This window comes from Pseudomonas sp., assembly GCF_032058845.1.
GTDB lineage: Bacteria > Pseudomonadota > Gammaproteobacteria > Pseudomonadales > Pseudomonadaceae > Aquipseudomonas.
The window spans coordinates 1-15238 of the sequence record NZ_DAMCCR010000004.1; the positions used below are offsets into that span (position 1 = coordinate 1).

The 15238-nt window shown below is 59.5% G+C and carries 16 protein-coding genes and 1 pseudogene; all 17 read right to left on the reverse strand.

All coding sequences use genetic code 11. From position 1 onward, the window contains the following. Positions 1-1007, reverse strand: a pseudogene (locus RT028_RS01365) (F0F1 ATP synthase subunit beta); the annotation flags it as partial. 27 nt (positions 1008-1034) lie between these two features. Next, positions 1035-1895 (reverse strand): F0F1 ATP synthase subunit gamma, encoded by an 861-nt coding sequence (atpG, locus tag RT028_RS01370; RefSeq protein WP_312931582.1) that lies wholly within the window; start codon positions 1893-1895, stop codon positions 1035-1037. 49 nt (positions 1896-1944) lie between these two features. Continuing rightward, on the reverse strand, positions 1945-3489 hold the full coding sequence (atpA, locus tag RT028_RS01375) for a F0F1 ATP synthase subunit alpha (RefSeq protein ID WP_312931583.1): 1545 nt from the start codon (positions 3487-3489) through the stop codon (positions 1945-1947). Positions 3490-3510: 21 nt separating this feature from the next. Continuing rightward, on the reverse strand, positions 3511-4047 hold the full coding sequence (locus RT028_RS01380) for a F0F1 ATP synthase subunit delta (protein ID WP_312931585.1): 537 nt from the start codon (positions 4045-4047) through the stop codon (positions 3511-3513). A gap of 12 nt (positions 4048-4059) precedes the next feature. Continuing rightward, a complete protein-coding gene (locus RT028_RS01385; RefSeq protein WP_312931587.1) occupies positions 4060-4530 on the reverse strand; it encodes a F0F1 ATP synthase subunit B in 471 nt (156 codons plus the stop codon). 58 nt (positions 4531-4588) lie between these two features. Beyond that, positions 4589-4846, reverse strand: a complete 258-nt coding sequence (gene atpE / locus RT028_RS01390) for a F0F1 ATP synthase subunit C (protein WP_003097235.1) — start codon at positions 4844-4846, stop codon at positions 4589-4591. A gap of 142 nt (positions 4847-4988) precedes the next feature. Next, positions 4989-5858, reverse strand: coding sequence for a F0F1 ATP synthase subunit A (atpB, locus tag RT028_RS01395; RefSeq protein WP_312931590.1), 870 nt, complete (start codon positions 5856-5858; stop codon positions 4989-4991). A 7-nt stretch (positions 5859-5865) separates the two neighbouring features. Further along, positions 5866-6282, reverse strand: a complete 417-nt coding sequence (locus tag RT028_RS01400) for a F0F1 ATP synthase subunit I (protein WP_312931592.1) — start codon at positions 6280-6282, stop codon at positions 5866-5868. Between the two features lie 148 nt (positions 6283-6430). Beyond that, the gene (locus RT028_RS01405) at positions 6431-7303 is read right to left on the reverse strand and encodes a ParB/RepB/Spo0J family partition protein (RefSeq protein ID WP_312931594.1); all 873 of its coding nucleotides are present in this window, start codon (positions 7301-7303) and stop codon (positions 6431-6433) included. A gap of 9 nt (positions 7304-7312) precedes the next feature. Beyond that, positions 7313-8104: a ParA family protein gene (locus RT028_RS01410; protein ID WP_312931596.1), complete on the reverse strand. Its 792-nt coding sequence runs from the start codon at positions 8102-8104 to the stop codon at positions 7313-7315. 18 nt (positions 8105-8122) lie between these two features. Then, positions 8123-8773, reverse strand: a complete 651-nt coding sequence (rsmG, locus tag RT028_RS01415; protein WP_312931598.1) for a 16S rRNA (guanine(527)-N(7))-methyltransferase RsmG — start codon at positions 8771-8773, stop codon at positions 8123-8125. Further along, positions 8770-10662 carry a tRNA uridine-5-carboxymethylaminomethyl(34) synthesis enzyme MnmG gene (gene mnmG / locus RT028_RS01420; RefSeq protein WP_312931600.1) on the reverse strand — a complete coding sequence of 631 codons (1893 nt, stop codon included), beginning with the start codon at positions 10660-10662 and terminating at the stop codon, positions 8770-8772. Before mnmG ends, rsmG begins: the two co-directional genes overlap by 4 nt. A 532-nt stretch (positions 10663-11194) precedes the next feature. Continuing rightward, positions 11195-12565: a tRNA uridine-5-carboxymethylaminomethyl(34) synthesis GTPase MnmE gene (mnmE, locus tag RT028_RS01425; protein ID WP_312931603.1), complete on the reverse strand. Its 1371-nt coding sequence runs from the start codon at positions 12563-12565 to the stop codon at positions 11195-11197. Between the two features lie 94 nt (positions 12566-12659). Continuing rightward, entirely contained in the window at positions 12660-14342 is a 1683-nt protein-coding gene (yidC, locus tag RT028_RS01430; protein ID WP_312931605.1) for a membrane protein insertase YidC, read from the reverse strand. A 2-nt stretch (positions 14343-14344) separates the two neighbouring features. Further along, positions 14345-14590, reverse strand: coding sequence for a membrane protein insertion efficiency factor YidD (yidD, locus tag RT028_RS01435; protein ID WP_081673786.1), 246 nt, complete (start codon positions 14588-14590; stop codon positions 14345-14347). Next, on the reverse strand, positions 14583-14987 hold the full coding sequence (gene rnpA, locus RT028_RS01440; RefSeq protein ID WP_312931772.1) for a ribonuclease P protein component: 405 nt from the start codon (positions 14985-14987) through the stop codon (positions 14583-14585). The genes yidD and rnpA overlap by 8 nt, the downstream gene beginning before the upstream one ends. Positions 14988-15000: 13 nt before the next feature. Then, complete coding sequence (gene rpmH, locus RT028_RS01445; RefSeq protein ID WP_002551315.1) at positions 15001-15135, reverse strand: 50S ribosomal protein L34; 135 nt, start codon at positions 15133-15135, stop codon at positions 15001-15003. Positions 15136-15238 lie beyond the last annotated feature (103 nt).

A 15238-nucleotide genomic window follows, 5' to 3' on the forward strand; every position in this document is an offset into this window, starting at 1 on the left:
GCGACAGGAAACGCTGCATCTTGCGGGCGCGTGCGACGACCAGCTTGTCTTCCGGTGCCAGTTCGTCCATGCCCAGAATCGCGATGATGTCACGCAGTTCCTTGTAGCGCTGCAGGGTGTTCTGCACGGCGCGCGCGGTGGCGTAGTGCTCTTCACCGACGACCAGCGGATCCAGCTGGCGCGAGGTCGAATCGAGTGGGTCGACCGCAGGGTAGATACCCAGCGAAGCGATGTCACGCGACAGAACGACGGTCGAGTCCAGGTGGGCGAAGGTGATGGCAGGCGACGGGTCGGTCAAGTCATCCGCAGGGACGTACACGGCCGGTCAGCGCGACGCGCAGACGGTTGCCTGGTGGCTCGTTCATCTGACCGTAGACCATCGCCACTTTCGAGTTGGCTGGGTTTTCCAGGTCGACGACTTTTGCATCGGCCATTTCGTGGTAGAAGTCGTTACCTTCACGGGTACGCTCACCCACGCCGGCGAACACGGACAGACCCGAGTGTGCCTTGGCGATGTTGTTGATCAGTTCCATCATGTTGACGGTCTTGCCGACGCCGGCGCCGCCGAACAGGCCGACTTTACCGCCCTTGGCGAACGGGCAGACCAGGTCGATGACCTTGATGCCGGTTTCCAGCAGGTCGTTGCCGCCCGCTTGCTCAGCGAAGGAAGGCGCGGCACGGTGAATGCCCCAGCGCTCTTCTTCACCGATCGGACCGGCTTCGTCGATCGGGTTGCCCAGGACGTCCATGATGCGGCCCAGGGTAGCCTTGCCGACCGGCACGGAAATGGCAGCACCGGTATCGGTGACACCCAGACCGCGCTTCAGGCCTTCGGTAGAGCCCATCGCAATGGTACGAACCACGCCGTCGCCCAGCTGCTGCTGAACTTCGAGGGTGGTTTCCGCGCCTTGTACTTTCAGCGCGTTGTAAACACTCGGAACGCCGTCACGTGGGAATTCCACGTCGATGACGGCGCCGATGATTTGAACGATACGTCCGCTACTCATAGCTGGATCCTCTGAATATGTGAACCGTTAAACCGCGGCAGCGCCGCCGACGATTTCCGAGATCTCCTGGGTGATCGCAGCCTGACGCGCCTTGTTGTAGATCAACTGGAGTTCGCTGATCAGGTCACCGGCGTTGTCTGTGGCGTTTTTCATCGCGATCATCCGGGCCGCTTGTTCAGCAGCGTTGTTCTCGACCACCGCCTGATAGACCTGCGATTCCACGTAACGCACCATCAGGCCGTCAAGCAGCTCTTTGGCATCGGGTTCGTAGAGGTAGTCCCAGTGGTGCTTGAGTTCTTGATCCGGGGTTGCAACCAACGGTACCAACTGCTCGACCGTGGGTTTTTGCGTCATGGTATTGATGAACTTGTTCGATACCACGCTGAGACGGTCAATGCGGCCATCGAGGTAGGCATCGAGCATCACTTTGACGGAGCCGATCAGATCATTGATCGATGGCGCCTCGCCCAAGTGGCTGATGGCTGCTACGACGTTGCCACCAAAGCTGCGGAAGAATGCCGCACCCTTGCTGCCGATCACGCACAGGTCGACTTCAACGCCCTGTTCGCGGTTGTCGTTCATGTCCTTGACCAAGGCCTTGAACAGGTTGGTATTCAAGCCACCGCACAAGCCACGGTCACTGCTCACCACGATATAACCGGCGCGCTTCACAGGGCGATCGATCATGAACGAGTGGCGGTATTCCGGGTTGGCGTTGGCCAGATGACCGATCACCTGGCGGATACGCTCCGCATAAGGACGGCTAGCAGCCATGCGCATTTGAGCCTTGCGCATCTTGCTGACCGCCACTTTTTCCATGGCGCTGGTAATCTTTTGCGTGCTTTTGATGCTCGCAATCTTACTGCGAATCTCTTTTGCGCCTGCCATGTATCACCTATCAGGTTAGCAAGCGGGGGCACCAGGCCCCCGCTGCGGCTTACCAGGTCTGGGTGGCCTTGAACTTCTCGATGCCGGCCTTGAGGCCTGCGTCGATTTCGTCGTTGAAGTCGCCCTTGACGTTGATCTTGGCCATCAAATCAGCGTGATCGCGGTTGAAGAAGCCGATCAGTGCTTGTTCGAAGCTGCCGATCTTGGCGATTTCGACGTCGGTCAGGAAGCCACGCTCAGCGGCGTACAGCGACAGCGCCATGTCCGCGATGGACATCGGAGCGTATTGCTTCTGCTTCATCAGCTCGGTAACGCGCTGACCATGCTCAAGCTGCTTGCGGGTGGCTTCGTCCAGGTCAGAAGCGAACTGGGCGAATGCCGCCAGTTCACGGTACTGAGCCAGAGCGGTACGGATACCACCGGAGAGCTTCTTGATGATCTTGGTCTGTGCAGCACCACCCACACGGGATACCGAGATACCGGCGTTGACGGCCGGACGGATACCCGAGTTGAACATGGCCGATTCCAGGAAGATCTGACCGTCGGTGATGGAAATCACGTTGGTCGGAACGAACGCGGAAACGTCGCCAGCCTGGGTTTCGATGATCGGCAGAGCGGTCAGGGAACCGGTCTTGCCAGTCACGGCGCCATTGGTGAACTTCTCGACGTACTCTTCGGAAACGCGCGATGCACGCTCCAGCAGACGGGAGTGGAGATAGAACACGTCGCCTGGGTACGCTTCACGTCCTGGTGGACGGCGCAGCAGCAGGGAGATCTGACGGTAGGCAACGGCCTGCTTGGACAGGTCATCGTAGACGATCAGAGCGTCTTCGCCGCGGTCACGGAAGTACTCGCCCATGGTGCAACCGGAGTACGGTGCCAGGAACTGCAGTGCAGCCGATTCGGAGGCGCTGGCGGCAACGATGATGGTGTTGGCCAGGGCACCGTTTTCTTCCAGCTTGCGCACGACATTGGCAATGGTCGACTGCTTCTGGCCGATGGCCACGTAAACGCAGAAGATGCCGCTGTCTTTCTGGTTGATGATCGCGTCGATCGCCAGAGCGGTCTTGCCGATCTGACGGTCACCGATGATCAGCTCACGCTGACCACGGCCGACCGGGATCATGGCATCGACAGCCTTGTAGCCAGTCTGTACAGGCTGGTCTACCGACTTACGCCAGATCACGCCAGGCGCCACTTTCTCGACAGCGTCGGTCTCAGTGGTGGCCAGTGGGCCTTTGCCGTCGACCGGGTTACCCAGGGCGTCGACAACGCGGCCCAGCAGGCCTTTACCGACTGGGACTTCCAGGATGCGGCCGGTGCACTTGGCGCTCATGCCTTCGGCCAGGGTAGCGTACGCACCCAGGATTACGGCACCAACGGAGTCTTGCTCCAGGTTCAGCGCCATACCGTAGACACCGCCTGGGAACTCGATCATTTCACCGTACATGACGTCGGCGAGACCGTGGATCCGGACGATACCGTCAGAAACGCTGACGACGGTACCTTCGTTGCGGGCTTGGGAGCTGACATCGAGGTTCTCGATGCGGCCCTTGATGATTTCACTTATTTCGGAAGGATTGAGTTGCTGCATTGCTCTGCTGCCCCTTCAAACTCAAGATTTCAATGCTTCGGCCAGTTTCGCGATCTTGCCGCGAACAGAGCCATCGATTACCAGGTCGCCTGCGCGGATGACGACGCCGCCGATCAGGCTGGCATCCTCCGACGCGTGCAGGCGAACTTCCTGCCCTAGCCGTGCACTGAGAACCTTGGCGAGTTTGTCTTGCTGTTCTTGGTTCAATGCAAAAGCACTGGTGACTTCCACATCCACGGATTTTTCTTGCTCGGCCTTGTACAGCTCGAACAGCGACGCGATCTCCGGCAGAAGCAGGAGGCGGTCGTTTTCCGCGACGACGTGAATGAAATTACGTGCCTTTACATCGAACTTGTCACCGCACACGTCAATGAACGTGGCGGCCTTTTCTGCGCTCGTCAGTCGCGGGGCCTTGAGCAGGCGCTGCATCGTATCGTCTTCCGATACCGCAGCAGCCAGGCCGAGCATGGCTGACCAATTGGCCAGTTGCTGCTGGGCCTGGGCATGCTCAAAAGCAGCCTTAGCGTAAGGTCGGGCCAACGTGGTCAGTTCTGCCATGATCGCCCTCGCTTAAATTTCAGCGGCCAGTTTATTAACCAGCTCCGCATGCGCGTTTTGATCGATTGTGGCGCCAAGGATCTTTTCAGCACCGCCGACAGCCAGGGCACCCACTTGGGCACGCAAGGCATCTTTGACGCTGTTCAGTTCCTGTTCGATCTCGGCCAGAGCCTGAGCTTTGACGCGGTCAGCTTCGACACGAGCCTGTTCACGGGCCTCGTCTACAAGCTGAGCAGCACGTTTCTTGCTTTGCTCAATGATTTCAGCTGCCTGTGCTTTTGCTTCGCGCAGTTGCTGACCCGCTTTTTCTTGGGCCAGCTCCAGGTCACGAGCAGCGCGGTTGGCAGCGTCCAGGCCGTCGGCAATCTTCTTTTGACGCTCATGCAGAGCAGTGATGACCGGAGGCCATACGTACTTCATGCAGAAAACGACAAAAATCAGGAAGGCAACGGATTGGCCAATCAGGGTTGCATTAATATTCACGCCAACACCTCGCTCGGTCTTCGTTCATCACAGCCATTCACTCGTTGGAAACGAGTGATTAGCCGGCGATCTGACCAACGAAGGGGTTTGCGAAGGTGAAGAACAGAGCGATACCAACGCCGATCATGGTCACGGCGTCGAGCAGGCCCGCAACGATGAACATCTTGACCTGCAGCATCGGAACCATTTCTGGCTGGCGAGCAGCGCCTTCCAGGAATTTGCCGCCCAGCAGGCCGAAACCAATGGCGGTGCCCAGAGCGCCCAGACCGATCAGCAGAGCAACAGCGATAGCGGTAAGACCAACTACAGTTTCCATCTTTCCTCCCGACTTTTACGTCGTATTGGTTAGGTTTTTAGTTTGAAGCGGTAAAACAGGATCGTTTTGTACAACTGCCCTTGCGGACGTTTTAAGCCCTCCCCCGACAGCGGGGGAAGACTATCAGACACGCCAGGCGGTCTTAATGATTATCTTCGTGGGCCATCGACAGGTAGACGATGGTCAGCATCATGAAGATGAAAGCTTGCAGGGTGATGATCAGGATGTGGAACACCGCCCACGCCCATTGCAGCACCACGCCCAGGCCGCTCAGCCACAGCAGGCCGGAACCGAACATCACGGCGATCAGGATGAACACCAGCTCGCCGGCGTACATGTTGCCGAACAGTCGCAGTGCCAGCGAGATCGGCTTGGCGATCAGGGTGACGAACTCGAGCAGGAAGTTGATCGGGATCAGCAGGATCTGCACGAAGATGTTCTTGCTACCGAACGGGTGCAGGGTCAGCTCGCCGATGAAGCCGCCGATGCCCTTGACCTTGATGCTGTAGAAGATGATCAGCGCGAAGACGCTCAGGGCCATGCCCAGGGTCGCGTTCGGGTCGGTGGTGGACACGGCGCGGAACGGGATGTGCGGATCGCCCGAAATCAGGATCGCCAGTTGCGGGATCCAGTCGACCGGTACCAGGTCGACGGCGTTCATCAGGAACACCCAGACGAAGATGGTCAGCGCCAGCGGTGCAATCACCGGGCTGCGGCCATGGAAGGAGTCCTTCACGCTGCCGTGGACGAAGTCCACCATCACTTCGACGAAGTTCTGCAGGCCGCCTGGCTGGCCGGAAGTTGCCTTCTTGGCGGCCATGCGGAAGATGAACAGGAAGATCAGGCCCAGAGCGACCGACCAGCCAAGGGTGTCCACATGGAACGCCCAGAAGCCCATTGCCTTGGCTTCTGCAGCCGTATGGGCAAAGCCCCAGCCGCCGTCTGGTAGTTGACCGTAGGTCAGGTTCTGCAAGTGGTGCTGGATATAGCCCGAAGCGGTTTCTGCTGCCATGGTTGCCTCAAACGCCCTTAGGTCTCGAAAGTCTTGTATTCATGAGCAGAGGTGAGAACCAACTGACCAGAAGGGTCAGTACGAAGACGCCGAATACTGCCAGCGGCTCCAGGGGTTTCACGCCTGCGAAGGTCAGTGCGAACAGCACTGCCGTCAAAATCATCTTGCCTGCCTCGCCCGCATAGAACGACTTGACGATGGCCTGCGCTGCCCGGGCTCCGCTGAAGCGAAAAGCCTTCCAGGCGAAATACAGATTCGGCAGCCAGGCAATCAATCCTCCGCAGAGGCCTGAATAACCGCTGACCGTGCCTTGCCACAGCCACAACACCAGAGTCGCCAGCAAGAAAACGATGCATTGAGCCAGCAGTACCGGAAAAACCGCCCAGCGATGGAAAGGCAGGCGGTTTGGCGTGCGTATTTCCATCACAACTGCTCCTCGAAAGTCGACCGTCAAGCCAACAACGACTTGGCATAATTTGTGCCGACAAAATGCGCGCAGAGTATAGGGGTGGATTACCCCCTATTCAACTCTTGGTAGTGATTTCTGATTACCCGCTACAACGGCAATTGTTTCAGCGGATGTGGGCAAGTACACCCTGCAACTCATCCAGCGAGTTGTAGCGAATGACCAACTGGCCTTTGCCCTTGTTGCCGTGACGAATCTGCACTGCAGAGCCCAAACGCTCTGCCAGCCGCTGTTCAAGGCGGGTGATGTCCGGATCAGCTGGGCTCGGTTCGACCGGATCAGTCGGGCCATTGAGCCACTGGCGCACCAGGGCTTCGGTCTGGCGCACGGTCAGGCCACGTGCGACAACATGACGCGCCCCCTCGACCTGCCGTTGTTCTTCCAGACCCAGCAATGCACGCGCATGGCCCATTTCGAGGTCACCGTGCGCCAACATGGTCTTGATGGCCTCCGGCAGCGCGATCAGACGCAACAGGTTGGCCACGGTCACCCGCGACTTGCCGACCGCATCGGCTACCTGCTGCTGGGTCAATTCGAATTCCTGCTGCAGGCGCTGCAGCGCCATGGCCTCTTCCAGTGGATTGAGGTCTTCGCGCTGGATGTTCTCGATCAGGGCCATGGCGATGGCCACTTCGTCGGCCACTTCACGCACCATGGCCGGCACGGTATCGAGCCCGGCCAGCTGGGTCGCGCGCCAGCGGCGTTCACCGGCAATGATCTCGAAACGCTTGTCACCGATCGGACGCACCACGATGGGCTGCATCACCCCATGCGTGCGGATCGACTGCGCCAGTTCTTCCAACGCCTGCTGGTCCATGTCGCGGCGCGGCTGATACTTGCCACGCTGGATCAGCTCGACCGGCAGCTGTTGCAGCTCCCTGCGGTCGATCTGGACAGCCTGCTCTTCGAGCGCGCTGACGGAAGGGCCGCTGAGCAGCGCATCCAACCCGCGTCCGAGACCTCGTTTCTTAACGGCCATGCGGATTCCTCAAGTTGGCTGTGCAGTGCGGGATTGGCGACGCTGGCGGCGGACCAGCTCGCCGGCCAGGGCCAGATAGGCCTGGGCGCCGCGCGACTGCTTGTCGTAGGCCAGCGCCGGCATGCCGTAGCTCGGCGCTTCGGCAAGACGGATGTTGCGCGGAATGATCGTGTCGTAGAGCTGCTCGCCAAAGTGCTGCTTGAGCTGCGCGGACACTTCGTTGTTCAGGCTCAGGCGCGGGTCATACATGGTGCGCAGCAACCCTTCGATACGCAGCTCGGGGTTCAACTTGGCGGCAATGCGCTTGATGTTGTCGACCAGGTCGCTCAACCCTTCCAGTGCGTAGTACTCGCACTGCATGGGAATGATCACACCGTCGGAGGCCACCAGGGCGTTGAGTGTCAGCATCGACAGCGAGGGTGGGCAGTCGATGAGAATGAAATCGTAGCTGTCGCGGATCGGCGCCAGCGCATTACGCAGGCGGCTCTCCTTCATCTGCATTTCCAGCAGCACCACCTCGGCGGCGGTCAGGTCACGGTTGGCCGGCAGCAACTGGAACTCGCCATGCTCGGAGTAGTGAATGGCCTGGGTCAGGTCGCATTCACCGATCAGCAGGTCGTACACCGAGTGCTCGAGCTCATGCTTGTCGACGCCGCTACCCATGGTCGCGTTACCTTGCGGATCGAGGTCGATCAGCAGGACACGACGCTTGGTAGCCGCCAGCGAGGCAGCAAGATTGATACAGGTGGTGGTCTTGCCCACGCCACCTTTCTGGTTCGCGATCGCGAATACCTTAGCCATTGTTGCGCGTGTTCCCTGTCATGCCTTGCGGCGCAGTATCAGTAGATGGCGCTGGCCCTGGCAACCGGGGACGGTCAGGGCCTGTTCGCTTTCCACTGTGAAGTCAGGCGGCAATGCTACCAGTTCATCGGCAGGATGCAGCCCCTTCATTGCAAGCCATTGCGTGGACGTGTCGCCGAGGTGGCGCGTCCAGCTGGTGAAATTCTCCATGCTGCTGAATGCCCGCGAGACGATGCCGCAAAACGCTTGTGCCGGCTGGAAGGCTTCGACCCGGCTGTGGACAACCTGCAGGTTGTCCAGCTTGAGCTCCATTTTCACCTGGGTCAGGAAGCGGGTTTTCTTGCCGTTGCTGTCGAGCACCGTCACCTGTTTGTGCGGGTGCAGGATGGCCAGTGGAATACCGGGCATGCCGCCGCCACTGCCGACATCGAGCCAGCGTTGGGTCTCGCTGTGGATAAACGGCATCACGCTCAGGCTGTCGAGCAGGTGGCGCGACACCATTTCATCGGGATCACGAACGGCGGTCAGGTTGTACGCCTTGTTCCACTTGATCAGCAGACCGAGATAGCCGAGCAGCAATTCATGCTGCTGCTCGGTGAGTGTGACGCCAAGTTGCCTGGCGCCTGTGGACAACTCTTCGGCATGTTGCGGGGTGACCAGGACGCTCAAACGGTGTGCTCCAGTGCGCGACCGACGCCGCGTTTTTTCAGGTGAATCAGCAACAGGGAAATCGCTGCGGGGGTCACGCCAGGGATACGCGACGCCTGGCCGAGTGTTTCCGGACGCGTCTGGCTGAGCTTGCCCTGGATCTCCTTGGACAACCCGGAAATCCCGGTGTAGTCGATATCCACAGGCAAGCGCGTGTCTTCGCTGGCGCGCAGCCTGGCGATCTCATCCTGCTGGCGGTCGATGTAACCGGCGTACTTGGTCTTGATCTCGACCTGTTCGGCGACCTGGGCTGCAATCGGCTCGCCACCGGTCACCTCGATCAACCCGGCGTAGTCCACTTCAGGCCGGGTCAGCAGGTTGAGCAGGCTGTACTCGTGGCTGAGCGGCGTACCGAATTTTTCTGACAGCGCATCGCCTTGCGGCGTATTGGGGCGAATCCAGGTGGTTTTCAGCCGCTGTTCTTCGCGCTCGATGGCCTCACGCTTGGTGCTGAACGCCGCCCAGTGCACATCGTCGATCAGGCCCAGTTCACGGCCCTTTTCGGTCAGACGCAGGTCGGCGTTGTCTTCGCGCAGGATCAGCCGGTACTCGGCGCGCGACGTGAACATGCGGTACGGCTCCTGGGTACCGAGGGTGATCAGGTCATCGACCAGTACCCCGATGTACGCCTCGTCCCGACGCGGGCACCAGCTGTCGCGACCTTGCGCACGCAGCGCCGCGTTGGTGCCGGCGAGCAGGCCTTGCGCACCGGCTTCTTCGTAACCGGTGGTGCCATTGATCTGGCCGGCGAAGAACAGGCCTTCGATGACCTTGGTTTCCAGGCTGTACTTGAGGTCACGCGGGTCGAAGTAGTCGTACTCGATGGCGTAGCCGGGACGCACGATGTGCGCGTTTTCCATGCCGCGGATCGAGCGCACCACCTGCAGTTGCACATCGAAGGGCAACGAGGTGGAGATACCGTTGGGGTACAGCTCGTGGGTATTCAGGCCTTCGGGCTCGATGAATACCTGATGGCTGTCCTTGTCGGCAAAGCGATGAATCTTGTCTTCGATCGACGGGCAGTAACGCGGCCCAATGCCTTCGATCATTCCCGAATACATCGGCGACCGGTCGAGGTTGGCGGCAATGATCTCGTGGGTGCGGGCATTGGTATGGGTGATCCAGCAGCTGACCTGGCGTGGATGCATCTGCGCATCGCCCATGAACGACATCACTGGAATCGGGGTATCGCCTGGCTGCTCGGCCATGACCGAGAAATCCACCGAGCGCCCATCGATACGCGGTGGCGTACCGGTTTTCAAACGACCCACGCGCAGCGGCAGTTCGCGCATGCGCTGGGCCAGGGCCATGGCGGGAGGATCGCCTGCACGGCCGCCCGAGTAATTCTGCATGCCGATGTGGATAAGTCCGCCAAGGAAGGTACCGGTGGTCAGCACCACGGCGTCGGCATGGAAGCGCAGGCCCATCTGGGTGACCACGCCTTTGACCTGGCCTTGTTCAACGATCAGGTCATCGCAGGCTTGCTGGAATATCCACAGGTTGGGCTGGTTTTCCAGGATTTCGCGAACCACGGACTTGTAGATCGCCCGATCTGCCTGGGCACGGGTGGCCCGTACCGCAGGGCCTTTGCGGTTGTTCAACACACGGAACTGTATGCCGCTCATGTCGGTGGCCAGCGCCATGGCGCCGCCGAGCGCATCGATCTCCTTGACCAGATGGCTCTTGCCGATCCCACCGATGGCGGGGTTGCAGCTCATGTGACCGAGGGTTTCCACGTTGTGCGTCAGCAGCAGGGTTTTCACTCCCATGCGTGCTGAGGCAAGTGCAGCCTCGGTACCGGCATGGCCGCCGCCGATGACGATCACTTCAAAACGGGAAGGGAAATCCACCACGCACCTCGTGCCTGTTTTTGCGAATAGAGAAGGTAAGCGGACAAGTATAGGGAATTCCTACCCCTCAAAGGAACCTTCTGAACAAAATTTGACCAGCCTGTGGATGAATGGCGGTAATAGAAATAAACAAGGTAGATATTTAAAAAGCTTATTTCTATTACTACTCTTATGCACAGCCCTATCTGTGGATAGATTTATACAGGCCTTTATGCATGGAGTGTACAGCGATTCAAAACCCTGTGGTTCACTACCCTTGAGGGCTCTGCACAAGGGTGTGTAGCCTGTGCATAAAGAGGTGACTTACGCACAGGGGCATTTGTCCTCAACAAAAAAGCACGCTTATCAACTGAGCCCAAGCGCACTTTTCCACAGGGCTTATCCTGTTGGTGGTGGTTCGCATGGCGGGATGTTTTGAGATCGGAGGGGGCGTAGCGGGAACGACGAATGAGAAAGGAGGGCCAGCCTGTTGATAACAGGCCTGGCTTTGCGCGGCCCCCTCGCAGAAGAAGGGGGCGCGATGCGCTGTGGATTACTTGCCGATGCAGAAGCTCGAGAAAATGCGTCCCAGCAGGTCATCGGAGCTGAACGCACCGGTGATTTCGCCCAAAGCTTGCTGAGCCTGACGCAGATCCTCCGCCAGCAATTCACCGGCGCCTGCCAGTGTCAGCTGGGCATGGCCGTGCTGCAGGTGGTCGCTGGCCAGGCGCAAGGCATCCAGGTGACGCCGCCGGGCGCTGAAACCGCTCTCTGCGGTCTGCTCGAAGCCCATGCAGGCCTTGAGGTGGTCACGCAGCAGATCCAGCCCCAGGCCACTGTCGCTGGCACTGAGCGTGACCGTTGCATGGCCATCGTCGCTGTGCGTGATACCTATCGCTTCGCCGCTGAGGTCGGCCTTGTTGCGAATCAGGGTGACATTGCCCGGTGCCGGGCGCTGCTCGAGAAATTCCGGCCACAGGGCGAATGGATCGGCTGCTTCCGGCGCGGTGGAGTCCACCACCAGCAACACCCGGTCGGCTTCACTGATGGCCTTGAGCGCACGCTCGACCCCGATGCGCTCGACCTGATCGCTGGTCGCACGCAAGCCTGCGGTGTCGACCACGTGCAGCGGCATGCCGTCGATGTGGATATGTTCGCGCAGGATGTCCCGTGTGGTGCCGGCAATGTCGGTGACGATCGCGGCTTCACGGCCCGCCAGCTGGTTGAGCAGGCTGGATTTGCCGGCGTTGGGTCGGCCGGCAATGACCACTGTCATGCCATCACGCAGCAATGCACCCTGCCCGGCTTCGCGTTGCACTGTGGACAACGCTCGGCGTACCGCTTCAAGCATCGACAACACATGACCATCGGCCAGGAAATCGATTTCTTCCTCGGGAAAATCGATGGCCGCTTCGACGTAGATCCGCAGCGCGATCAGTGCTTCGGTCAGCGAGTGCACACGCTTGGAAAACTCGCCCTGCAACGAACGCAAGGCATTGCGCGCCGCCTGAGCAGAGCTGGCCTCGATCAGGTCGGCGATGGCCTCGGCCTGGGCCAGGTCGAGTTTGTCATTGAGGAATGCGCGCTCGCTGAACTCGCCCGGGCGCGCCAGGCGGCAGCCCAGCGCCACACAACGCTGCAGCAGCATGTCCAGGACGACCGGGCCGCCATGGCCTTGCAGTTCCAGTACGTCTTCGCCGGTAAACGAGTTGGGCCCCGGGAAGAACAGCGCAATGCCTTCATCCAGGACCAGGCCCTCTTCGGCACGAAACGGGCCGTAGTGAGCATGTCGGGGGGTCAGGACGCGTCCGGTGATGATCTCTCCCGCCTGTTTGGCCAAGGGGCCCGAGAGCCTGACGATACCGACTCCGCCGCGGCCCTGAGCGGTGGCGATGGCTGCAATGGTTTCACGCGGGGTGTTCATGCTCGAAAGCCTCCATATCCAGAATGACAGAATCACAGATAGCAAAACGCCCCACGAGGGGGCGTTTTTTATTCACAGGCTAGACCTCAGCCTGTCAGGCAGCCGCTTTTTTGCTGGCGGCTTCGATGCGACGAGTGATGTACCACTGCTGCGAGATCGACAGGCAGTTGTTCACAACCCAGTACAGCACCAGACCGGCCGGGAACCACAGGAAGAAGAAGGTGAAGATGATCGGCATCATTTTCATCACCTTGGCCTGCATCGGATCGGGCGGAGTCGGGTTCAGACGCTGCTGGATGAACATGGTCGCGCCCATGATGATCGGCAGGATGAAGAACGGATCCTTGATCGACAGGTCGGTAATCCACAGCATCCAAGGTGCCTGACGCATCTCGACGCTTTCCAGCAGTACCCAGTAAAGGGCCAGGAATACTGGCATCTGAACCAGGATCGGCAAGCAACCGCCCAGCGGGTTGATCTTCTCTTTCTTGTACAGCTCCATCATCGCCTGGGACATCTTCTGGCGATCGTCACCGAAGCGTTCCTTCAGCGCGGCAAGCTTGGGCGCCACGGCACGCATGCGCGCCATCGAGCGGTAGCTGGCGGCGGACAGCGGGAAGAACAGGCCCTTGATGAGCATGGTCAGGACGATGATCGACCAGCCCCAGTTACCCAGGATGCTGTGGATATGTTGCAACAGCCAGAAGATCGGCTGGGCAATGAACCACAGGAAGCCGTAGTCGACGGTCAGTTCCAGGCCTGGGGACAACTCTTTCAGCTTGGCCTGGCTCTTCGGACCTGCGTACAGCACGGCGCTGGTTTCGGCAGTGCTGCCAGCAGGTACGCTGATGGCCGGGCCGGTGTAACCGATGATGTAGTTGCCCTGGCCGTCCTTGCGGGTCTGAATGACATTGTTTTCAGACTTGGCCGGAATCCACGCGGTCACGAAGTAGTGCTGCAGCCATGCGACCCAACCACCGGATACCGTTTCCTGCAGGCTGCCCTTGTCCATGTCTTTCATCGACACTTTCTTGTAGGGCTCTTCCTTGGTCCACAGCGCAGCACCCAGGTAGGTGGCGGTGCCGGTTGCGGTGCTCGACGATGGGTCGGAGCTGGCATCGCGCTTGAGCTGGGCGAACAGGTTGCCGTTCCAGGCGTTGCCGCTCTGGTTGTCGATCAGGTAGCTGACGGTCAGGTCGTACTCACCGCGCTTGAAGCTGAAACGCTTGATGTAGTTGACGCCGTTGTCGCTGAACTTCAGGTCCACCACCAATTGGCTCTGGCCGTCGGCCAGCTGGTAGTTCTTCTGATCAGCGGCATACAGCGGGCGACCACCACTGCGGGCGTCCGGGCCGTTGGCGCCGGTCAGACCGCTTTGCGCGAGGTAGACACGCTCACCGCCGTTATCGAACAGCTGGAAAGGAATTTCCGGATGGTCCTGGCGGCGGGGATAGGTAGGCAGCGTCAGTTGGACGATGTCACCGCCAACGGGGTCGATAGCCAGGTTCAGGACATCCGTCTTGATCCGGATCAGGTCCTTGCTGACCGCTACAGGGGCCAGTTCGGCAGGGCTGGATTCAGCAGTGGTGCTTGGCACATCGGCATTGGCACCGCTGTTGCCGGTCGCCGCAGTATCCGGCAAGGCCGGTGCGGTGTTGCTGGCAGCAGCATGCTGAGTCGGCAGGGCAGCCTGTCCATAGTTCTCGTTCCATTTCAGAACCAGTACGTAGGACACGATTGCCAGGGCGACGATCAGGATCGTGCGTTTAATATCCATGATTACTCGGCTATCGAAGAAGTTCGGGAGGAAGGCGCTGGCGGAACGGGATCATAACCACCGTCGTTCCACGGATTACATCGCCCCAGGCGACGAACGGTTAGCCACCCACCACGCAAGAGGCCATGTGTTTCGATGGCTTCATAGGCGTAACAGGAGCAACTGGGGTAGAAACGACAGTGACTGGCCATCAGTGGACTAATGGCGTAACGGTAAAACTGGATCGGGACGAGTGCCAGTTTACGCATCGTGACTGTCTACCCCTGCGGTGTCGGCAGTGACCGCTGGAGAGGGACGACTGCGTGCGAGTCGCTTCCAGAGCTTGCCAAAATGTTGATGCAATTCTGGGTTTTCTATCTCGCCCAACCCCTTGCGCGCGATGATCACGATGTCGAGACCAGCAAGGCTTTGCTGGTTCCGGCGAAAGGAATCACGCATCAAACGTTTGAGGCGATTGCGCTGAACGGAGAGCTTGACGCTCTTTTTCCCTATCACCAGGCCAAGCCGTGGCAGATCGAGCCCGTTTTCACGCGCAAGGATCAGCAGGTTTTTCCCTGGAACCTTGCCGGTTGGGGAGTCGAAGACCGCTTTGAAGTGCCGGGGTGTAAGCAGTCGCTTGTCCCGACTGAAGTCCTGACTCACCACCTTTGCCGGAGAATCAAACAGCCAGACGCTTACGGCCTTTGGCGCGACGACGCGACAGGACGGCACGGCCGTTCTTGGTGGCCATACGGGCACGGAAGCCGTGGGTACGAGCGCGCTTGATGGTGCTGGGTTGGAAAGTACGTTTCATGGCGTGTTACCTGGATTGTAAACAACGGGTCGGAATGACCCCTTTTTAAGAGACCGGCGATTCTAGAGAAAGCAACGCCATAGGTCAATTTCCAACCAGCCTT